This is a genomic window from Megasphaera cerevisiae DSM 20462 (assembly GCF_001045675.1).
GTDB classification, from domain to species: Bacteria; Bacillota; Negativicutes; order Veillonellales; family Megasphaeraceae; genus Megasphaera; species Megasphaera cerevisiae.
This window is the reverse complement of sequence record NZ_LEKT01000001.1, coordinates 117,412-138,073: the sequence shown is the minus strand read 5'-3', so window position 1 is coordinate 138,073 and position 20,662 is coordinate 117,412. Positions and strand designations below refer to the sequence as shown.

General features: G+C 42.0%; 20 protein-coding genes and 1 riboswitch. Of the genes, 1 reads left to right on the top strand and 19 read right to left on the bottom strand.

What is annotated here, in order from left to right; all coding sequences use genetic code 11:
* Nucleotides 1-3: 3 nt before the first annotated feature.
* The 16 genes from rpe to AB840_RS00530 all read right to left on the bottom strand — a co-directional run bounded on the left by rpe (nucleotide 4) and on the right by AB840_RS00530 (nucleotide 16,058).
* Nucleotides 4-648: a ribulose-phosphate 3-epimerase gene (rpe, locus tag AB840_RS00605; protein WP_048512876.1), complete on the bottom strand. Its 645-nt coding sequence runs from the start codon at nucleotides 646-648 to the stop codon at nucleotides 4-6.
* A gap of 2 nt (nucleotides 649-650) precedes the next feature.
* A complete protein-coding gene (gene rsgA / locus AB840_RS00600; RefSeq protein ID WP_048512875.1) occupies nucleotides 651-1,511 on the bottom strand; it encodes a ribosome small subunit-dependent GTPase A in 861 nt (286 codons plus the stop codon).
* A 15-nt stretch (nucleotides 1,512-1,526) separates the two neighbouring features.
* Complete coding sequence (gene pknB, locus AB840_RS00595) at nucleotides 1,527-3,452, bottom strand: Stk1 family PASTA domain-containing Ser/Thr kinase (protein WP_048512874.1); 1,926 nt, start codon at nucleotides 3,450-3,452, stop codon at nucleotides 1,527-1,529.
* 37 nt (nucleotides 3,453-3,489) lie between these two features.
* Nucleotides 3,490-4,197, bottom strand: a complete 708-nt coding sequence (locus tag AB840_RS00590; RefSeq protein WP_048512873.1) for a Stp1/IreP family PP2C-type Ser/Thr phosphatase — start codon at nucleotides 4,195-4,197, stop codon at nucleotides 3,490-3,492.
* A 70-nt stretch (nucleotides 4,198-4,267) separates the two neighbouring features.
* Complete coding sequence (gene rlmN, locus AB840_RS00585) at nucleotides 4,268-5,296, bottom strand: dual-specificity RNA methyltransferase RlmN (RefSeq protein WP_048512872.1); 1,029 nt, start codon at nucleotides 5,294-5,296, stop codon at nucleotides 4,268-4,270.
* Between the two features lie 3 nt (nucleotides 5,297-5,299).
* The gene (gene rsmB, locus AB840_RS00580; protein ID WP_048512871.1) at nucleotides 5,300-6,628 is read right to left on the bottom strand and encodes a 16S rRNA (cytosine(967)-C(5))-methyltransferase RsmB; all 1,329 of its coding nucleotides are present in this window, start codon (nucleotides 6,626-6,628) and stop codon (nucleotides 5,300-5,302) included.
* The gene (locus tag AB840_RS00575; RefSeq protein WP_048512870.1) at nucleotides 6,615-7,385 is read right to left on the bottom strand and encodes a DUF116 domain-containing protein; all 771 of its coding nucleotides are present in this window, start codon (nucleotides 7,383-7,385) and stop codon (nucleotides 6,615-6,617) included. The genes rsmB and AB840_RS00575 overlap by 14 nt, the downstream gene beginning before the upstream one ends.
* Nucleotides 7,386-7,395: 10 nt before the next feature.
* Nucleotides 7,396-8,328 (bottom strand): methionyl-tRNA formyltransferase, encoded by a 933-nt coding sequence (gene fmt / locus AB840_RS00570; RefSeq protein WP_048512869.1) that lies wholly within the window; start codon nucleotides 8,326-8,328, stop codon nucleotides 7,396-7,398.
* Nucleotides 8,328-8,789 carry a peptide deformylase gene (gene def / locus AB840_RS00565; RefSeq protein WP_048512868.1) on the bottom strand — a complete coding sequence of 154 codons (462 nt, stop codon included), beginning with the start codon at nucleotides 8,787-8,789 and terminating at the stop codon, nucleotides 8,328-8,330. The genes fmt and def overlap by 1 nt, the downstream gene beginning before the upstream one ends.
* Nucleotides 8,790-8,896: 107 nt before the next feature.
* Nucleotides 8,897-11,260 (bottom strand): primosomal protein N', encoded by a 2,364-nt coding sequence (priA, locus tag AB840_RS00560; protein ID WP_048512905.1) that lies wholly within the window; start codon nucleotides 11,258-11,260, stop codon nucleotides 8,897-8,899.
* A gap of 99 nt (nucleotides 11,261-11,359) precedes the next feature.
* A complete protein-coding gene (metK, locus tag AB840_RS00555) occupies nucleotides 11,360-12,550 on the bottom strand; it encodes a methionine adenosyltransferase (RefSeq protein WP_048512867.1) in 1,191 nt (396 codons plus the stop codon).
* Nucleotides 12,551-12,607: 57 nt separating this feature from the next.
* Nucleotides 12,608-12,708: riboswitch (SAM riboswitch) on the bottom strand.
* 69 nt (nucleotides 12,709-12,777) lie between these two features.
* Nucleotides 12,778-13,995, bottom strand: coding sequence for a bifunctional phosphopantothenoylcysteine decarboxylase/phosphopantothenate--cysteine ligase CoaBC (gene coaBC / locus AB840_RS00550; protein WP_048512866.1), 1,218 nt, complete (start codon nucleotides 13,993-13,995; stop codon nucleotides 12,778-12,780).
* A gap of 18 nt (nucleotides 13,996-14,013) precedes the next feature.
* Complete coding sequence (gene rpoZ / locus AB840_RS00545; RefSeq protein WP_048512865.1) at nucleotides 14,014-14,223, bottom strand: DNA-directed RNA polymerase subunit omega; 210 nt, start codon at nucleotides 14,221-14,223, stop codon at nucleotides 14,014-14,016.
* A 34-nt stretch (nucleotides 14,224-14,257) separates the two neighbouring features.
* The gene (gene gmk, locus AB840_RS00540) at nucleotides 14,258-14,872 is read right to left on the bottom strand and encodes a guanylate kinase (RefSeq protein WP_048512864.1); all 615 of its coding nucleotides are present in this window, start codon (nucleotides 14,870-14,872) and stop codon (nucleotides 14,258-14,260) included.
* A gap of 15 nt (nucleotides 14,873-14,887) precedes the next feature.
* On the bottom strand, nucleotides 14,888-15,172 hold the full coding sequence (remA, locus tag AB840_RS00535; protein ID WP_048512863.1) for an extracellular matrix/biofilm regulator RemA: 285 nt from the start codon (nucleotides 15,170-15,172) through the stop codon (nucleotides 14,888-14,890).
* A 10-nt stretch (nucleotides 15,173-15,182) separates the two neighbouring features.
* Complete coding sequence (locus tag AB840_RS00530) at nucleotides 15,183-16,058, bottom strand: YicC/YloC family endoribonuclease (RefSeq protein WP_171969716.1); 876 nt, start codon at nucleotides 16,056-16,058, stop codon at nucleotides 15,183-15,185.
* Between the two features lie 202 nt (nucleotides 16,059-16,260).
* Between AB840_RS00530 and AB840_RS00525 the strand changes: the two genes are divergently transcribed.
* Entirely contained in the window at nucleotides 16,261-17,976 is a 1,716-nt protein-coding gene (locus tag AB840_RS00525) for an Rqc2 family fibronectin-binding protein (protein WP_048512861.1), read from the top strand.
* Nucleotides 17,977-18,040: 64 nt separating this feature from the next.
* Here AB840_RS00525 and AB840_RS00520 read toward each other — a convergent pair whose 3' ends face one another.
* The 3 genes from AB840_RS00520 to AB840_RS00510 are packed head-to-tail and all read right to left on the bottom strand — an operon-like array spanning nucleotide 18,041 to nucleotide 20,416.
* Nucleotides 18,041-18,316: a GNAT family N-acetyltransferase gene (locus tag AB840_RS00520; protein WP_048512860.1), complete on the bottom strand. Its 276-nt coding sequence runs from the start codon at nucleotides 18,314-18,316 to the stop codon at nucleotides 18,041-18,043.
* 42 nt (nucleotides 18,317-18,358) lie between these two features.
* Nucleotides 18,359-18,973, bottom strand: coding sequence for a class II aldolase/adducin family protein (locus tag AB840_RS00515; protein WP_048512859.1), 615 nt, complete (start codon nucleotides 18,971-18,973; stop codon nucleotides 18,359-18,361).
* A gap of 54 nt (nucleotides 18,974-19,027) precedes the next feature.
* Complete coding sequence (locus AB840_RS00510; protein WP_159445770.1) at nucleotides 19,028-20,416, bottom strand: DUF4153 domain-containing protein; 1,389 nt, start codon at nucleotides 20,414-20,416, stop codon at nucleotides 19,028-19,030.
* Between the last annotated feature and the right edge of the window lie 246 nt (nucleotides 20,417-20,662).

Sequence of the window (20,662 nt, the reverse complement as noted above, 5' to 3'; positions counted from 1 at the left end):
GACTTAGCGTAATGCGGAGATCGCTGCCCGGCGATCTTCTGCGCCGAAAATAGCACTGCCAGCAACGAGAAAATCAGCTCCGGCTTTTTTGACTGCCTGTACGGTATTGCTATTGATACCTCCGTCTACTTCAATAACGGCCTGTATATTGCCAGCTTCAAGCAGCATTTTTTTTGCTGCTGCAATTTTATTCAGCGCATATGGAATAAATTTTTGTCCGCCGAATCCAGGATTGACACTCATAATAAGTATCATATCCAGTTGGTCAGCCAGGCACGACAAAGTGTCTACCGGCGTAGCTGGATTGAGTGCAATACCACCCTTCATTCCTGCTTCGTGGATTTGCTGGAGCAGACGGTCCAGATGGACGCATGCTTCCTGATGGACGGTTACATACTGGACTCCGGCCTTGGCCAGATCGGCAACATACGTTTCCGGATGTTCGACCATCAGATGTGCGTCGAAAGGCAGTACGGTGCAGCTGCGCAAAGAGGCAATCACCGGCGTGCCAAAGGTAAGATTGGGAACAAAATGACCATCCATAAGATCCAGATGTATGCAATCTGCTCCTTTTTGTTCTACATCCTGGATTTCTTCAGCCAAACGTGAAAAATCTGCGGATAAAATTGAAGGACAAATCGTTGCCATGCTTATCGTTTCCTTTCTGCAATAGAAGATATAATCTTGCAATATGTTTCATACCGCTCTTTTTGTATTTTTCCTTCCGCAACAGCAGTCTTGACCGCGCAGCCGGGTTCTGACAGGTGAAGGCATGAAGAAAAGCGGCATATACCTCCGCAAGAAGCCATATCCGGCAAAAGAGACAATACATCCCGCGGCTGCAGATGTTCAAAATCAAGAGAACTGAATCCAGGTGTATCCACTACATATGTATCTCTGTCCAGTTTCATGATTTCAGAATGTCGAGTTGTATGACGTCCCCTTTGTATTTTATTGCTAATGGAGCCGATGGATAAATCATCTCGATTTAATATTCTGGATAACAAGCTGGATTTACCTACGCCGGAAGGTCCAGAAAAAGCAGTCATTCGATGTGTCAAAAGAGCCTGAATCGCTGCTATTCCCTCTCCTGTTTTAGCTGATACAAGATAGACCTCATAACCGCAGCGAGTGTAAAAATCGTGGTAGGCTTCTGCGGCAGCACGATCTAAATCACATTTATTAAAGCACAATTTAGGATGAATACCGCCATATTCACAGGTCATAAGAATTTTATCAATCAAAAAACGATTCGGATCTGGTGATTTTGCTGCCATGATGACAAACATTTCATCAATATTAGCAACTGCCGGGCGGCGAATTGAATTCCGCCGTAGCAGCAACTGCTCGATGATTCCTTTATAACTACCCAATAATGTAATCATCAGTTCATCGCCTACCAAAATTTTTTGTTTTAATTTGCCCCTGCGGCGGCATTCTACCAAATCATGTTCTCCGATGTCCACATAGTAATACCCATTGTAATTCTTGATGACACGTCCCTTTATCATAATCCTCCCTGCGTATTATACATATTGATCCTGAACTAAAGAATTGTTGATATATACTTTTACCCGGGTTTTGCCCGTACCGGTAATATTTTTTGTAATACTGTCCCCGCCAGATTGATTCCGGTCATACACTACGCGAGATCCGTTGTCATCCGTGACAACGATCTGGACATGCTGGCTTGATGCGCCTGAGGGAACGCTGATATTGACGGTTCCATAATGTGGTGTTCCGGCAGGTTCCTGATTATTGGCGTTGCTGTCAGCAGCTGAGGATGTGTTTTCAGGATATTCAACTGTCAAATCAATAATATTTCCTGATCGCGGGGCCTGTAAAGTAACTTTGGCATGCGCATTATCCTTCGCAGCATTCAGATTGGAAATGGTGCCTATCGTATAGCCAGCTCCTTCCAGTTCTTTAATTGCAGCATCCAGGTTCATGCCGATTGTATTGGGAACGGTGTTTTTAGCTGCCGTGTCTTCACTTTCATTTTTTCGGCATACTACGACATCAACGGCAGTTCCTTTTTCTACCTTATTAGGGGAGACGGGACTTTGGCTGATAATTTTACCATTTGCGTAAGTATCGCTTTCCTTATATCGAATATGTCCGATAGATAAGCCGATTTCCTTTAATTTTTTTCCTGCTTCTTCCAGTGTTAAATCCCGCAGATCTGGAATCAGTACTTCCGAACCCTGATTTCCTTTACTGACAGTCAGATAAATAGTCCGATTGGCCTTAACGACAGAGCCACCCGAAGGAGTTTGAGCAATTACTTCACCAACAGGAACTTCACTGCTTTCCATTTCCTTGACAGATACATCAAGGTTTTCTTTGATCAATATTTTTTTTGCAATTTCCACTTGTTTGCCCGTCACATCCGGCACGGTAATATTTTCGGTACTCCAAAAATTTCCGAAAGAAAAAAATGCCCACATGAAAGCAATGACAAAGACGCCAGACATGCCAATAATAATCGTTTTTTTCGAATGGCTGCTGACAGAATCCATAAATCGAGTGAAAATATTTTTTTTCTTTTTTTCTTCTTGTTCTTTAAGAGGCGGTAATTTTTGTGTCGAAAAATTATTTTTAATAATCGGCATAGCCCCTTTATTAGTATTGACAAAGCCTTGGGAAAGGCGCAGCTCGGACATCATTTCACTAATCGACTGAAAACGATCATCTGGATTTTTGGCCATCGCTTTTAAAATGCATTGTTCCACAAGCCGGGGAATACGGCGATTGTATTTGGTAGGCAATGGAATATCGTCCTGAACATGCTGCAGGGCGACACTGATGGCAGTATCGCCTTCGAAAGGAACTATGCCAGTCATCATTTCATACATAACAATGCCCAACGAATAAATATCGGTCCGCTCGTCAATCTTTCCGCCGCTGGCTTGTTCCGGTGAAAAATAATGAACAGAACCAAGAATTGCATTATCTTCCTTATTTGTTGCACTTGAATTTATTGCCCGGGCAATACCGAAATCGGCTACCTTAATACGCCCGGTCTCCGTTACGAGAATATTGTGAGGCTTGATATCACAGTGAACAATTCCATTGCGATGAGCATTTTCCAAGGCTTCTCCAATATCAAAAGCGATCTGAATGGATGTATTAATAGGTAAATGCCCATGCTTTTCAATATATTCTTTTAATGTTTCACCGCGCACATATTCCATGACGATATAATGCACGTTTTCGTCGTAACCGACGTCATATATGTTTACGATATTAGGATGGGATAACTTAGCGGCAGCTTGTGCTTCCAAACGAAAACGGACAACGAAGTCATGATCGTCTCCATATTTTGCGTGCAGAATTTTTACGGCTACAATTCGATCCAGCAAGATATCCTGCGCTTTATATACGCTTGCCATGCCGCCAGTCCCGACTTTTTCTAATATCTTATATCTATTGTCTAGGATATGACCAATCATTTTTAGATTTTCCACCACTTTCACAGTAGTAACCCGATTATATGGTTGTTAAAATTGCAGTAACATTATCCTTAGCGCCATTTTGATAAACGCGTGTAAAGAGATCATTGATAATATCCCGTTCTGTACGGTCATAAGCCCCTATGGCATCGCTTAATTCCTGTTTATCCAAAAACGATGTCAATCCATCCGAACAAAGAAGTATGCGATCTCCCGGCTGAATCTGAAAAGCACCGCTGTCTACTAACAGGTTTTCGTCGACACCAACAGCTCGCGTCAGTACATGGCGCTGTGGGTGTTCTTTGGCTTCGTTCTGCGTGATTTTTCTTTTCTCCAATAAGACTTGAACAATCGTGTGATCTACAGAGATTTGTTTAAGTTCACCACTACGGTATAAATAAATACGGCTATCACCGACATGCCCCCAAAAAGCATACTGACGGGCCAACGTAACGATGGAAATGGTCGTCCCCATTCCTTTTAGGGATGGATCGATCATCGTTTTGCTGAGAATGCAGGAATTAGCATATTGAATTGCTTTTTCCAGCTGTACCGGTGCAGCAAATGTGAAATTTTTAAAATAGTAGGCAATTGCTTCAACGGCCGTTTTACTGGCAATTTCTCCCCCTACGTAACCGCCCATGCCATCGGCTACAGCAAGTACATTCTTTTCACAGCCGATGTAAAAAGAATCTTCATTTACTTTTCGTACCAGGCCGATCTTGGATTCACCGTATGTACCCAAATTCCCACGTCCTCTCACGGTGCTTTATGTTATAAGTACACATAATTCATATCATATTACATAGCACATGTCAAATGTTTTTACGCTGTATTCGCAATTGACCGCAGGCGGCCTGAATTTTACTACCCATTTCCTTACGAAGCGTTATATTAATATTATGATTTTGCAAATATGTTATAAAATTAGTGATTTCCGATGACGAAGGGCGGTGTAGGCCAACATCATAATTATCGTTGATGGGAATGGCATTGATTAAAATATTTTTTCCCGACATAAGCTGAGCAAGTTGTCTGGCACAGACGGCAGTGCAATTGAAGTCCTTAATTAAAATATATTCAAAGGTGACTTTACGCCCCGTTTGATTAAAATAATGTCCTGCCGCCGTTAAGACGTCTTCTAGTGGATATGTATCGGTAATCGGCATAATGCGACGGCGAAGCTCATTTGTCGGTGCATGCAGGGAAATTGCCAGCGTAATGGGAAGTCCCTCTTTTGCCAGCTCATACATAGGCGGGACAATTCCTGATGTAGATAAGGTGATATTACGATAGCCCAGATAAAAAGTATCTTTTTCATGAATCAGGCGCATAAAAGAAAGAACATTATCATAGTTGAGCAAGGGTTCTCCGGTTCCCATAATGACAATGGAGTGCAGATCTGGTGTCACATATTTTTTGAAAGCTAAAATTTGTGAGATCATTTCACCTGCCGTGAGATTACGAATAAAGCCATTTTTGGCAGAGGCGCAGAAGGCACAGTTTACAGCACAGCCTACTTGAGAGGATATACAGATAGAATTACCATAATTATGCATCATTAATACGGTTTCGACAGTATTACCGTCGCGAAAACCTAGTAAAATCTTTACTGTTTGTCTGTCCGGAGATTCTTGCCTGGAAATGATTTTTGGAAAGTGGAAAGGCAATTCTTTTTCAAGAAGAATTCTGTCAGCTTTAGGCAGTAGCGGCATGTCGTTCCAGTCAAAAATAAACTGCTTATAAATATAATGAAAAATTTGATCGGCCCGGAACTTTTTTATGCCTTTATCTATAAGAAAAGACTGTAGTTCTACCTTGGTCATGTCAAAAATATTTGCCATGTATTATTCTCCTTTTTTCATGCGGGCAATAAAGAAGCCATCCATTTGATCACGTTGTGGAAGAAGCTGGATAAACGGACCATTTTGAGCAATATTGCAATACGCACAGGCATTTTCGATATAAAATTCGGGATGATCCCGAAGGAATGCATTAACAATCTTTGCATTTTCATCATTGTTTATCGTGCAGGTACTATAAATCAAAATACCGCCCGGTTTCACACATTGGGAAGCATTTTCCAATATGCGGTGCTGCAGCGCAGGAAGAGTCCGAAGGTCACTAGGGGTTTTGCGCCATCGCAAATCGATTTTATGACGCAGAACGCCAAGACCAGAACAAGGTGCATCGACAAGTACCCGGTCTGCTTTTTCGGCATACGACTGGCCAATAGTGCAAGCGTTTTGAAGAAGGGGGCGGACATTGTCAAGCCCCAGTCGTTTGGCATTGCCTTCGATCAGTTTTAGCTTGTGATCATAGATATCTCCCCCGTATACTATGCATGACGAACCGCCAAGCGCCGCTATATGCGTTGTTTTCCCTCCTGGAGCCGCGCATACGTCAAATACCATGTCATGAGGATGCGGATCCACTACATGCGCTACAAGTTGGGATGGTTCATCTTGAATGATCGCCAATCCCTGCTCGAGAACGCCGAGATGATCAATACCGGGCATGTCTCGGATATAAATGGCTTCGGGAGAATAAATTCCGGCTTCTGCTGTAATACCTTTTTGACTAAGTATTTTTATTAAATCAGCCCGATTGATTTTGAGGGTATTCGTACGCAGGCATAAATCGGGAATTTGATCAAAATATTGACAGAGCGTGACAGTGTCTTCTTGACCATATTCATGAATCCATTTATCAACAAGCCATTCCTGCTGATGATATGTCAAAGATATGTGGAGACGCGGATTTTCTTCCAGACTGGGAATCGTAAATTCCTGCTGATGCCGAATACTATTACGAAGCATGGCGTTGACAAATTTAGCCATTCCCTTATTGCCGAAATGCGTTGCCAGCTTAACGGATTCGTTACAGGCTGCCGATTCGGGAACCTTTGTCATTCCGAAAATCTGATATAATCCGAGGCGAATGATCGCAAGACATACGGGATCTAATTTGTTGAGTTTTCGCGTACTAAGCTGAGAAATAATCCAGTCCAAATAATTGAGATTACGCAATGCTCCATAAACAAGTTCTGTATAGAAACGGCGATCTCTATCTGTAAATTTATATTTTTGAATCGTTTGAGAGACGATTATATTACTGTATCCATCATCTTTACATATGGTAAGTAGACTGTGAAAGGCAATTTCACGTACGTTCATATTCTTCTCCTGTAATGGTAGTCAAAAGATTGCGCAGTGCCGTAATATCCACATCTGTATTTAAGCACGGCCCGTTGGGACGCGAATTTAAAAGGCCTAAAACCGGCAGCGGCATGACATCTTCCATACCGCTGATAAGGTCCCGTTCGCAGGCAATGGCGATAATTGCCTTGGGATGATTTTGCTGGATAATCTGCCGGGCCAGCGTTCCACCTGTTGCGACGGCCAGCGATGTATGCATGGATCGGGTTACAGTCAGCAATGTACCGATAGGACAATGGCCGCATTGGCGGCAGTTGCTGACATCTCTGGTAATTTTATGCGGACATTTATCCCATTGCAGGCAATGTGGTACCAGCACTAAAATGGATTCAGGCGCAATTTGTATTTTTTTTTGCAGCACAAGACGGTTCATGACATGTATATACGCATGACATACGGCCTGTGTATAACCCATCCATTTACCTATCAATTTTACGGCAGGAAATAAATACTGCAGATAATAAAGCAACAAAACAGAGCAATTTCGTATTTTGAAAGAAGCGCTTATGCAAATTAATAATAAAGCGTACAGCATACCAAGGACAATCATCAAAACAAGCAAGGCCAGGCGGATTACCGGAGTCAATTCAGGTACATAAAAGAGAAGTCCAGGTTCTATTAGTTTATACAATAGAAACAGAATCAGGATGATACAGGCTGCAGCAGTTCCGCTCATGCTTAGAAATAATAATGTCTGCTTTGTTATCTTTTTCAAGGCCGTACTCCTATAATATATCACCGACAGTAATCGTATTCCCTTGCAGAAATTGTGCAGTTGTCATACGGTTGCGGCTTTCGGGCTGGACTTCTCTGATGCATAACGCATTTTCCCCCGTCTGTACCGTGATTTGCTTTTTTGTTACATGGATTACTGTTCCTGGGGCAGAATCTGTACCGGGAACAACATCAGCGAACCATATTTTCAGTCGCTTACCTTTAAAAAAGGTATAGGCACCCGGCTGTGGGTCCAGTGTTCGTATAAGCCTTTCAATGACTGCGGCTTTTTGGGACCAATTGATTTCTGCCATTTCTTTTTCAATTTTAGATGTATACGTCGCATCTGCTTCTTTCTGTGTTTCAGCTTGAGCTATGCAAGCCGGCAAATGTTCCAAGACTGTCAGTAATGTCGAAGCTCCCAATGTTGAGAGCTTATGGAACAGTGAGGCTGTTGTTTCCTTGGGATCCAGAACCAATTCAGATTTTTTTAACATGGGGCCGGTGTCCATTCCCTCATCAAGCTGCATGATGGTAACTCCGCTCTTGGGGTCACCATTTTTGATTGCATATTGTATGGGGGCGGCGCCTCGATATTTAGGAAGGAGAGAGCCATGCACGTTCAAGCAGCCATATGGGGGAATATCCAGTACTGCCTTAGGCAATATTTTTCCATAGGCAATAACAACAATTACATCGGGATGCAGAGCCGTTATTCGTTGAATAACTTCTTCATCTCGTATCTTTTGAGGCTGAAATACGGTCAGTCCCAGAGAAATAGCCTTCTCTTTTACTGGTGAAAAAGAAATTTTTTTCCCGCGCCCTTGCTGTTTATCCGGCTGCGTAAAAACAGCAGCTATGTCATATCCGGCATCATATATTTCCTGCAGCGAGGGAACCGAAAAATCCGGTGTGCCCATGAAAATAATCCGCATTTTTTTCATTATTCTGTCACTCTCCGAAGATTTTCTGCCTTTTCAATAAATAGTGTTCCATATAAATGATCAATTTCATGTTGGAAAATACGGGCCAGGAATCCCTCCGGTTCATAATAAACAACTTTTCCGCGGCGGTTTAGTGCTTTGACCTTGATTTTTTTATATCGTTCAACGCTTCCGTAGTAGCCTGGAATACTTAAACAGCCTTCGGTACCGATCTCCATTTCTTCGGACGTTGTGATGATTTCAGGATTAATCAATTCTATCAGTCCATTGCCGTCATCCAGCACAATCAACTGCAGGGATTTATTTACCTGCGGCGCTGCCAATCCTACACCTTCCGCCGCATACATCGTTTCAGCCATATCATCTAATAATTTTTTTGTATGTTTTGTAATCGCCGGTACAGGTTTTGCTGTTTCTTTTAAAACGGGTGCACCAGCTTCTATAATTTTTAATATTGCCAATTTCTTCACCTCATATGCAAACAGTGAATCTTAAACTGAAAAATTCATCTATGCTATTATATAACACATTTCTCAAATATGCTATAACTAAGAATATTTAAGCCCCGTCAGAATGACGGATCCACATCAATAACAATGCCAATTTGCCAAAAACTCTGTTCATCGCGAATAAACTGCTTAACATCGTTTAAATCGGTACCCTTAATTAACAAAGAAATTCGGTATTTGTTGCGGATTTTTTTTATAATATCTACATACGGTCCGATAATTTCTGCGGTACTATGGTGATTTTTTACAAATTGCCGCAGTGCCTGCCCCGCTTCGTTTCCCTTTTTCCACATAAATTCTTCGTTTTCGTCGGTGATTATAAATCTGATAATATGGTGAAACGGAGGATACATCAATTCCTTGCGAAAGGCAATTTCTTTTTCATAAAATTCCTGATAATTCTGATTTTTAGCACATTGGATAACATAATGATCTGGCGCGTAGGTCTGCATAATTACGTGTCCTGATATGTCGCCGCGTCCGGCACGGCCAGCGGCCTGCGTCAGCAGTTGAAAGGTCCGTTCGCCGGCCCAATAAGCCGGTAAATTAAGTAGGCTGTCAGCTGATAAAATGCCAACGGCACTGACTCCGGAAAAATCATGTCCTTTCGCAACCATTTGAGTGCCCAGCAGAATATCATATTCATGACGGCGAAATGCCTCTATAATACGGTCTCCACTATTTTTTCGGCTGGCAGTGTCCTGATCCAGACGAATAATACGGCTTTCTGGAAAAAGCTCATGTAGTTGATATTCTACTTTTTCGGTGCCAGTACCAAAAAATTTGATATATTTACTGCCGCAAGACGGGCATATCTCAGGTACCACTTTTTCTGCATCGCAGTAATGACATTTTAAGTGATTTATATTTTTATGGTATACCATAGCGACATCACAGGTATCGCATTTTACGACATAGCCGCATTTGCGGCACATAACGAATGTGGCAAATCCGCGTCTGTTTAGCAGGATAATAGCCTGTTGTTTTGCCGCCAAGGTCTCTTTTAAAAGATCAACCATTGCATCGGACAAAACGCGGTAATTGCCACGGGCCAATTCATCACGCATATCGATGACGGTTACTGCCGGAAGCGGGCGGTGCATGACTCTTTCCTTCAGTTCTACCAGCACGTAGTCTCCCTGCAAGGCTTTATAATAGTCGGAAATAGCAGGTGTCGCACTGCCTAAAATAACAGGGCAGCCATAGTAAGCGGCCCTTTTTCGGGCAACGGCGACCGCATGGTAGCGAGGTGATTCATCTTGCTTATAGGAAGTATCATGAGCTTCATCTATAATGATGAGGCCTATGCACTGTGCCGCTGTGAAGATAGCGGATCGGGCGCCAATACAAATATGACTTTCCCCGTTCAGCATACGAAGCCCATTGTTTTGGCGTTCGCCTTTGGAAAGCTGGCTGTGCATGATGACAACATCATCACCAAAACGACGGATAAAGCGCCGAACAATCTGCCCGGTCAGGGCAATTTCCGGCACAAGCACAAAAACCTGTTTCCCTTGGGATAGTACCGATTCGGCAAGACGCATATACACTTCTGTTTTGCCACTGCCAGTGACACCGTGAAGAACATATGTGTTTCCTTTTGTATCCTTTCGGATTGTTTGTACTGCTGCCAGCTGTTCATTTGTGAGCTCCCAGGGAGTATCACTGTGCAGTGAAGAAACCATGTTTTCGGTGCGACTGATCTTACTTTTAATTTCTGCAAGGCCAGTACCACCTAGCTGCCGGATTATTTCCCGGCTGTATCCTGCTTTTATAAGATCCGATACGGGAGCACTCCCGACCGTTTTTATATATGCCAGAAGTGCTTTCTGACGCTTGCGGTTTATCAGAATCCCTTTCGTATCATCTTTGGAGAAATAAAGCCATGGCTCCATTTTATCGGCGATTTGATTTTTCAGCACCGTTTTCGTATGAAAACAGCCTCGGGCGACTAGTTCATTAATACGTGTCGTACCATATTTTCGTTCTAATGATTTTTTTTCAACAGAACTCCGTTTGCGTACATAGTCAATAATAGCGTATTCTTCAGCAGTGAGCGGCGGCAGTGTATTTGCAGCGGTTATTCGTATTTGATTGATAAGCCCCTTCTTTTCTATCATAAACAGGCGCAGGGCATCAGATACATTGCAAAGATAGTATTGACTGATCCACAATGCAGTTTGAATCATTTCTTCCTGAAAACCAGCCTGTAATGACAATATATCAAGGATTGGCTTCAATGTAAAGGCCCGTGGCTCTTCATCATTCTCGTGAAGAGAAACAACAATGCCTTCTTCGTGCCGTGCCCCAAAAGGCACGAGAACACGGCTGCCAGGGTGTATCTGCAATTCTGGCGGCACACTGTAGGAAAATGTCTGCTGCAGTCGTTTGGCTGTTGTGTTGATAATAATTTCTGCAATCATAACCTGACTCCCGATACCATTTTTATACATAAGTATAGGGGCTTGACAAAGGCAAGCCCCCTAAAAATTGTATCATATTTAATCTGAATATTCTAGTAGTTATAGTCCAGCTTCTTTGCGGAGAATATCTGCTTTATCGGTTTGTTCCCACGGAAGGGATAAATCATTGCGTCCAAAGTGACCGTACGCGGCTGTTTGCTTGTAAATCGGACGCTGTAGGTTCAGCATTTCAATAATGCCTGCCGGACGCAGGTCAAAATGCTTGCGAATCAAATTAACAATTGTATCCGTATCAACTTTTCCGGTGCCAAAGGTTTCTACATGAATGGAAACCGGATGGGCTACACCAATAGCGTAAGCGAGCTGGATTTCACATTTATCGGCCAAACCGGCAGCTACGATATTCTTGGCGACATACCGTGCTGCATAGGCTGCCGAACGGTCTACCTTTGTAGGATCCTTGCCGGAGAATGCGCCACCGCCATGTCGGGCCATACCGCCATATGTATCGACGATAATTTTACGTCCTGTCAGACCGGAATCTCCCTGGGGTCCGCCAATAACAAAACGCCCTGTCGGATTAATAAATAATTTTGTTTTGTTATCAAATAACCCTTCCGGTAATTCCGGTTTAATTACATTTTCAAGTAAATCTTTTTCAATCTGTTCTTTTGTCACATCAGGACTGTGCTGTGCCGAAATAACAATTGTGTCAATGCGTGCCGGCTTACCGTCGATATATTCAACAGTAACCTGTGTTTTTCCGTCCGGACGAAGATATGGTAATATACCTTCTTTGCGAACTTTTGCCAATCGACGGGCCAGGCGATGGGCTAAGGATATTGGCAGCGGCATATAATCATCTGTTTCATTTGTTGCATAACCAAACATCATTCCCTGATCACCAGCACCGATAGTATCAAATTTGTCCGTTTGTCCGGATTTTTTTTCCTGTGCTTCATCAACTCCCATTGCGATATCGGGAGATTGTTCGTCCAAAGATACAAGAACACCGCATGTATCGCAGTCAAAGCCATATTTTGCACGGGTATATCCGATACCGCGAATGGTTTCACGAACAATATGTGGTATGTCTACATAGCAGGTCGTGGATATTTCACCGACCACATGAACCATACCGGTTGTAACAAGAGTTTCACATGCTACACGCGCATTTTTATCTTTTGTTAGAATTGCATCTAAAATGCTGTCAGAGATCTGGTCAGCCATTTTATCAGGATGACCTTCTGTTACAGATTCGGATGTAAAGAATTCACGATTTTTTACCATTGTGTATCCTCCTTAAAATATCAAAAAATCCCCTCTAAAAAAAGAGGGGTAAATTTCAACCCATCTCCCAGCATACATACTGTAGGAATTAGCACCTTTCAATATTGAAGGTTGCTGCGACGTCACAGGGCCTGTCCCTCAGTCGCTCTTGATGGAACCATATTTATTTTACTTGCCTATTGTATACTAAAGCGAACTAAGATGCAAGCCTTATTTTTAACAGTAGATCAAGCAGACGTATTTTTTTGTGTCAGAATCGCGGCTGCCCTGTCGATGATAATAGCAGCTAATTCGTATTTTTCCATTTTGTTCAATTTTTCCATTGAACCATCAGGGAAAATAAGTGTTGCAATATTTGTATTGGATTGAAAGCCGGCACCTTCCGCACTGACATCATTGGCGACAAGCAGGTCTAAGTTCTTTTTTTTCAGTTTCGCCATGCCATATTCAAGTACATTAACTGTTTCCGCTGCAAACCCTACAAGCGTCTGATGGGTTTTGCGCTGTCCCAGTCCATACAGAATATCTGGATTTTTTTCCATTTCCAATGAAAGGGTTTCTTCCGATTTTTTGATTTTGTTCTGGGCTGGATGAGATACGCGGTAATCGGCGACAGCCGCCGCTTTAATGACCAAATCACAGTCCTCGTAATACTGATCGACGGCATTCTTCATTTCGTAGGTGCTGGTAACGTCAATACGCCGTATAACACCCAAGGGAGTCGGCAGAGTGGACACTCCGGCGACGAGAGTCACATTGGCACCGGCCAAAACCGCAGCTTTAGCAAGAGCAAATCCCATACGGCCACTGGAATGATTGCCGATGAAACGGACCGGGTCAATGGCTTCCTGCGTTCCACCACCCGTTACAATAACATTTTTCCCCTTTAGTGTATGGGTACAGCAGGCAGTAAGTTCAATATGATCAACAATTTCGGCAGGTTCAGGCAGACGCCCGATGCCAGTAGTGCCGCAAGCCAGATGGCCACAGGCCGGCTCGATAATCGTATAGCCGTATTCTTTCAGTTTGCGTAAGTTTTCTTGGACAATAGGATTCAGGTACATATTACTGTTCATTGCAGGTGCGATAAGAACAGGAGCCGTTGTAGCCATTACCGTCGTCGTCAGCATATCATCAGCAATACCACCAGTAATTTTGCCAATAATATTGGCTGTAGCCGGTGCGATAACAAAAATGTCTGCCCATTGAGCTAATGCAATATGCTCCACATTAAACTCGGGAGTATCACCGAACATAGATACTGCAACAGGATTTCCCGAAATTTCGCGCATCGTCAGAGGCGTAATAAGATTTGTAGCGTGCTCGGTCATAATACATTTGACCTCGGCACCGCGCTTACGAAGCATGCTGGCAATTTCAGCGGCCTTAAATGCGGCGATGCCCCCGCTGATGGCCAGAATAACTTTTTTATTTTCCAACAGCATACGTAACCCTCCCTTGCATTATTTAATGCCGACCTGAGGGACTTCATACGTGATTTTCCCCTGGTCGATTTCTTCCATAGCGATGGAGACGACTTTTGTTGTATCAGCGTCCACAAGTGGTTCATCACCGTCAGTAAGCTGACGGGCCCGTTTTGCAGCTAAAGTAACTAAGGTATATTTACTATCTACTTTGGTCATTAAAGATTCTAAGGTTGGTTTAATTAACATGAAATATCTCTCCTGTTCTTATACAACTCAAACGTTACTTATACAATTTTTTCGTATGGGCAATGCACTCTGCATTGCGTGTTACCCTGCACTCCTCTGCCCGTATGATTGACGCAGCTTTATCAATAGCTGCCGGGAGATTATCATTGACGATAAGATAGTCATATTTATCAATCCAGTCCAACTCAGTTCTGGCCCTGGACAGACGAGCGGCAATGACTTCATCGGTATCTGTATGCCGTCCGCGCAGCCGATGTTCAAGAACTGCTTTACTTGGAGGAACAATATACATAAAAATTCCTTTGGGATATGTTTTCTTTACCTGCATGGCTCCCTGAATGTCAATTTCCAGCATGACGTGCTTTCCCTCATTCAGTAGAGTATATACATATTCTCTGGGGGTGCCGTAATAGTGATCATATACTTTGGCATATTCCAGAAATGCGTCCTGTGTTAATAATTTTTTGAAATTATCATCATTGGTAAAATAATAATTTACCCCATTTATTTCTCCAGTGCGAGGAGATCTGGTAGTCATGGAAATAGAATAATAGATATTAGAAAATGTCTTCCGCAGTGCATCGCAAATCGTACCTTTTCCGGCTCCGGACGGACCGGATACAACAATCAGCAATCCGGGATCAGTCATACTATTACTTCCTCTCTACGTAATTTCTTCGTCCAGTGGTTCCTCCTGAATCTCTCCATCTACTTGAAGAATACGGTGAGAAATGGTTTCTGGCTGGAGTGCTGATAAAATGATTTGTCCGTTGTCCATGACGAGTATAGAACGGGTTTTGCGGCCAAAGGTTGCATCAATAAGCGTGTTGCGTTCCCGTGCTTCCTGTATCATGCGTTTAATAGGAGCTGATTCAGGACTGATAATAGCAATGACCTTATTGCCCATGACCATATTTCCAAAACCGATGTTCAGTAAATTAAAACTCATATTTTCACCACTATTCAATATTTTGAACTTGTTCCCGTAGTTTTTCCAGTTCATTTTTTAGCTGTAAAACATATTCCGTTATATCCAAATCATTGGCTTTTGAACCAATGGTATTAATTTCCCGATTCATTTCCTGAATCAGAAAATCCAGTTTGCGGCCAATATCGCCATCCTTAGATACTATTTCTTTTAATTGTAACACATGGCTTTGAAATCGTACAACCTCTTCTGTAAAATCAACCTTATCGGCATACATGGACACTTCCTGAAGAAAGCGGTCTTCGTCTGGAATTTTTTGGGCTTTGGCGCAAAGGGCGAGAATTTTTTTTTCAAGCTTTGCTTCATACCGTATCAAAATTTCCTGTTTGCGTGCGGCAATAGCGTCTATAGCTGTTTCCATATTGCCCGTGCGCAGCAGCAGATCATGCTGAATGTTAGCACCTTCTGCCTCACGCATTGCCGTGATTCCGCGCAGAGCATCGTCCAGGGCTTCTGAAAAGATCGGCCATGAAGTATCCAGATTAATTGCCGGCGATTCTTGAACGAACCAGTCTTTGGTAAGTTCCATAATCATGGGTAAAGTGGTCCTGTCCTGACTAAACATCTTTTCATTAATGGCGTCAAGGGCTTTTTTACAGGCGGCCAATGCAGCATAATCCACGTATATTTGTGGTGCCTGCGGCACTAGTTCATGAACTGTAACAAAAACATCAACCTTGCCGCGGCATAGAGTCTGTTTTATTTTGCTGCGGAGTTTTTCTTCTAATATCAAGTATGCATGAGGCATTCGAATATTTAATTCTAAAAAACGTTGGTTTACGGCACGCATTTCTATGGTAACGCTTAATCGGTCACTACCGGATGTCCCGGCGCCAAACCCAGTCATACTACGCACTCTTACGACCTCCTTCAAAGAATTGTTCTAATACATAAGTATATCTTAAATCCTTCTACTGGTCTACTCTGTTTTGTAAAAAAAATGGATTCAACCCTTTTTGCGGGCAAGTCCTCTACTCACTCGAAAGAATTCATGGTATGATAATAGCAATGATTTTTTATATTTGCATATGATGTCAGGAGTATATATCATGAATCTCGATGGAATTACATTACATTGCATTACGAATGAATTAGCGGATATTTTAAAAGGGGGGCAAATATCGAAAATATATCAGCTGGACAGACGAGCACTTTATTTTCGCGTCTTCAATGAAAAGGGCATTCACCATTTGATTATTACGCTGGATGATTCTCCGCGGGTCTATATATCGCAGCATATGCCGCCTACGCCGGATGTTCCGACAGGGTTATGCATGTTTTTGCGGAAATATTATGAAAATGGTCGGATTGCTTCGATTCATCAGCTCCATTTGGACCGTATCATTGAAATTGCAATTGATATTCTCGATATTTCCGGACGTGTGGTAAGCCGAAAAATTCATATTGAGCTTATGGGAAAATATAGTAATGTCATTTTTACGGAGAATGGCATGATTATAGAAGCACTCATTAAAACAGGAAAAGATACAAAGGCGCTGCGAACCATTGCTCCTAAGGAACCATATGATTTTCCGCCTAACTTTATGCGCATGAATCCTTTTGAATTCACCGTCGATGAATTGACAGCTATGATGCAGTCAGGTGGTGATGAACCATTGGGAAAATGGATGCTTAAGCGTTTTAATGGCATGAGCACGATTGTTTTAAATGAATTATCCTTGCGAACCGGACTGGACAAAGAACAGCTTGTCCTTTCTCTGACCTCGCAGGCGATTATTTCATGGTGCCGTGCGGTGGAGGCTTTCGGCAAAGAACTGCAACATGCTTCTGGGGCTTATGTATATACTGTTCAAAAAAAAGAAATTATATTTCCGCTGGAACTGAGCAGCATGGCCCAATATCCAAGACGGCATTTTAATCTGATTGAAGAATATTTGAGTGAATATCAGTCAACACACCGCAGTCTGAACGGTGGACAAGAAGAATTGCAGAAAAAAGTCAGCAAACTTATTGAAAAACAAAAACGTAAAATCAAGCGTGTCGCCGGAGAATTACAAGAAACAAAAAAAATGGATACATATAAACTTTACGGTGATTTACTTATGATTTATGCCTATGAAAAACATGATCATGAAAAAAGCGTTACCGTAAAAAATTTATTATCTCCCCAGCAGGAATCGCTTCTGATACCGTTGAATCCGGCATATTCCATGACGAATAATGCCAATCGTTATTATAAACGGTATGCTAAAATGAGGAATCGCAAACAGAAATCCGCAGAACTTCATGAAGTGAATCAAAATCATTTGAATTATTTATATTCATTAGAGTATGCGTTGGATAATGCGTCAACGAAAGCCGAATTGACCGATATTAAAGCAGAAATGCATCAAATGGGCTTGATAAAGACTTCAGCCCGAGATAAAATGAAAAAAGAATTTTCTCAGCAGATTTTGACGGTGTCTGCTGACGGACTTGAAATTTGGATTGGACGCAATAACAGACAAAACGATTTTCTGACATTAAAAAAAGCCCATCCTTATGATTTGTGGTTTCATGTTAAAAATCAACCGGGATCTCATGTTATTTTATCATGTCACCGGGTTTCCCCTACAGACAGGCAGATTACGATTGCGGCCCAACTGGCAGCGTATTATAGTAAAGCCCGCAATAGTTCCAAGGTAGAGGTGGACTGTACGTTAGTACGTAATGTAAAAAAGCCCGCTCATGCAGTTCCGGGATTTGTGATTTTCGATAAACAAACGACGTACATCGCAGAGCCTAAAAATTGGGTTCAGGAATAGCGCAGCATGAAAGAAAGTGGATGTGCACAAAATGAGAGATTATTTTGTGCACATCCACTTTTTTTCATGCTAGAATATCTTTGTATTCTTCCGGGTGACGCATAAACCAAGCTTTTGCATATGAACAAGTCAAATGCGTTTTTTTTCCGGATTGACGTATTTTTTCAGCAGCAGATCGAATCAACTCTTCAGCTACATGCTGTCCGCGAAGGCTTTCATCAACAAACGTATGCGTAATTGTGAGTATGCCATCTTCGCCTGCGGGGAAATTAATTTCGGCAACGACCTTTCCCGAGGCGTCAGTACTCCATATTTTATCTTCTTTATATTGAAAGTTCATATAAGTATCTCCTTTTCCATATCAATATTCGCAGGGCATGAGTTACGTGCTGGATCCTTTTACCGCCAGTGATGTTGAATCAGACGGGCATGTTCCTGCAAAAATGAGAGAATCACGATAAATTTTAGCTACTGCCTCCAGTGTTTCAAGGCGATATAGTGCCTCTGATAAATCTGTACCGACGACAGCAGCACCATGACGCTCTAACAGTACCGCATTGACCTCCTTCAAGCCGTCCGCACAAGCGAGTGCTAATTCAATGCTGCCAGGTGCTTCATAAGGAATTGTACACACGGGCCCTAAAAAGTCCCGTCCTTCTGTTACGATATGACTGGGGAATTTCAGACCAGCAACAGTGACTGCAGTGGATATTGTCGGATGGGCATGAATGATAGCATTGACGTCAGCCCGGCTTTTATATATTTGCAGATGCAGATTTGTTTCTGTTGAAGGGCTCCCCTTTCCTTTTAGAAGATGTCCTTCAGCGTCCAAGAGAAGAAGCTGAGATGCCTTCAATTCTCCTTTTGGATAACCTGACGGTGTAATAACGATTTTTCCGTCTGGGCGCCTAAAGCTGATATTGCCATCACAACCAGCAATGAAGTGCGACATTGCCATCTTTTTGCCAATATGACATACTGTTTTTTTTGTGTCCATATAAATCACTCCTTCCTAGTGGACATGAATAATAGTATTTTATGTAAAAACAATTCATTTTTCCAGTACATATCCAGACAGAGCAATCCGTGAATGATTATCTTTTATTTTACGTATATGAAGCCATTGCAGATATAATAAGTGATTGTTATCCAGGGTCAATTGCATACCTGGAACCCTAATATCATGATTTCCCGCCACAGATTGATCCGGAGATACTATATTGCGGCAAAGTGTATCGGCATAATCGGCAATATAAAATGTCTTTGTCATGCCGTTTGAAACAGGAACGGTAATATAGCCGTTTTCAGTCGTCGTATCTAAGATATACATGGTTTGATATCCTGCAATAGGTACTGCTTGGGAAGAATTAGTAAAGCTCCACAGCAGAAAATTGCCCTTCTCTGCCGCAATTTTTTGTATAACGGGAGAATTTAATATAAGTGCAGCCTTGGTACAGGTCTGCTGTATTTGCAGCTTATTCTGAGATCGCATGTAGTCATAAGCACTGGCAATTATTTCTTTGTCCTTTGCGGACAGTTCATCTGAAGTGATGATTATTTCGTTTTGCAGCATCTTTTTTTCGGTTAAAATGGTTTCTATCCGTGTCATTTGTTCTTTATAAGGAAGATCAAAGATGTTTAAAGGTGTAACTGTGAAAATAATACTGAATAACGCACTAAGCAAAAATAACTTCTGCAGTGAGTGCCGGAATAATCCATTCAAAACAACAATAATCCCAAAACCGGTACATATCATAGATGCATAGCGGACATCCGTCAGCCCAAATGCTTCATAGCGAATGTACACACCTAAAAGCTGCACCGTAATGATTGGAAGGAGCATGATTCCGCCCCATTTCAAGAAAAAAACGATACCAGGCATCGTTGTACATTGCCGGCAGGTCATATAATAAAAAACATAAACAAACACGGCCAGTGAGGCAAACCAGTTCATTTGTCCGACAGGCATGCTGCCGTTTTTACATATCATAAGAATATAGGCATACAAGATGAGGATCAGGAAGGCATAAATTGGCAGAATTACCCATTGCAAAATTTTATATAACAGGAACGAAGGTTTTGCCTTTTCTGTTACTATGGGGATAAAAGCAAGAAATACGTTTGTTCCGATAATGACGACTGCAAAATCAAATACCACAGCATAGGCTGGAAATGTTAGATCAATAATAAGAAGATGGAGTGCTGCCAGGCAGATCATAAGCGAAAAGGAGACCAGCAGCGTTAATGCCGCTGCTTTTAAAAATCCGCAAAATAATTGGTTAAATACTGCTTCACCGCTGCGAGATTGATGCGATAGCAAGAAAAATATAAAAGATAATAAAGCGATACTGATACCAACGGTATAAAGAGAAACATATCCAATATTGTCAGTGATGCAAAATAAAATAAATAAGACAATACCAAAGACGGCAACTGGCATATATCGGAAACGGGCAGGTATTTTGGATAAGGTATACTGTATTTCTATAATAATTTGCCATAAGGCAGAAAAGATAGTGGTACAGATAAGAGATGCCGTTACATAATCATATACTGAATCAGACGTTTTTGCACATATTATATATGCCAGAATACTAAAGAGAAGGATGCTCATTATAAAAGAAATATTAAAACGCTTTAGGCTTTCGGCACTGCGTTTCTGCAGTTGATGAAAAAAAGTTTCATA

Bases quoted from the DNA above. Each gene is read 5' to 3' on its own strand.
- rsgA (WP_048512875.1), bottom strand. From the start codon at position 1,511: ATGATAAAGGGACGTGTCATCAAGAATTACAATGGGTATTACTATGTG.
- fmt (WP_048512869.1), bottom strand. From the start codon at position 8,328: ATGAAAAAAATGCGGATTATTTTCATGGGCACACCGGATTTTTCGGTT.
- AB840_RS00515 (WP_048512859.1), bottom strand. From the start codon at position 18,973: ATGGACACAAAAAAAACAGTATGTCATATTGGCAAAAAGATGGCAATG.
- gmk (WP_048512864.1), bottom strand. From the start codon at position 14,872: ATGACTGATCCCGGATTGCTGATTGTTGTATCCGGTCCGTCCGGAGCC.
- AB840_RS00510 (WP_159445770.1), bottom strand. From the start codon at position 20,416: ATGCCAGTTGCCGTCTTTGGTATTGTCTTATTTATTTTATTTTGCATC.
- rlmN (WP_048512872.1), bottom strand. From the start codon at position 5,296: ATGGCAAATATTTTTGACATGACCAAGGTAGAACTACAGTCTTTTCTT.
- AB840_RS00520 (WP_048512860.1), bottom strand. From the start codon at position 18,316: ATGAACTTTCAATATAAAGAAGATAAAATATGGAGTACTGACGCCTCG.
- rpoZ (WP_048512865.1), bottom strand. From the start codon at position 14,223: ATGTTAATTAAACCAACCTTAGAATCTTTAATGACCAAAGTAGATAGT.
- pknB (WP_048512874.1), bottom strand. From the start codon at position 3,452: ATGATTGGTCATATCCTAGACAATAGATATAAGATATTAGAAAAAGTC.
- coaBC (WP_048512866.1), bottom strand. From the start codon at position 13,995: ATGCTGTTGGAAAATAAAAAAGTTATTCTGGCCATCAGCGGGGGCATC.
- priA (WP_048512905.1), bottom strand. From the start codon at position 11,260: ATGATTGCAGAAATTATTATCAACACAACAGCCAAACGACTGCAGCAG.
- metK (WP_048512867.1), bottom strand. From the start codon at position 12,550: ATGGTAAAAAATCGTGAATTCTTTACATCCGAATCTGTAACAGAAGGT.
- AB840_RS00530 (WP_171969716.1), bottom strand. From the start codon at position 16,058: ATGACTGGGTTTGGCGCCGGGACATCCGGTAGTGACCGATTAAGCGTT.
- rpe (WP_048512876.1), bottom strand. From the start codon at position 648: ATGGCAACGATTTGTCCTTCAATTTTATCCGCAGATTTTTCACGTTTG.
- remA (WP_048512863.1), bottom strand. From the start codon at position 15,172: ATGAGTTTTAATTTACTGAACATCGGTTTTGGAAATATGGTCATGGGC.
- rsmB (WP_048512871.1), bottom strand. From the start codon at position 6,628: ATGAACGTACGTGAAATTGCCTTTCACAGTCTACTTACCATATGTAAA.
- AB840_RS00525 (WP_048512861.1), top strand. From the start codon at position 16,261: ATGAATCTCGATGGAATTACATTACATTGCATTACGAATGAATTAGCG.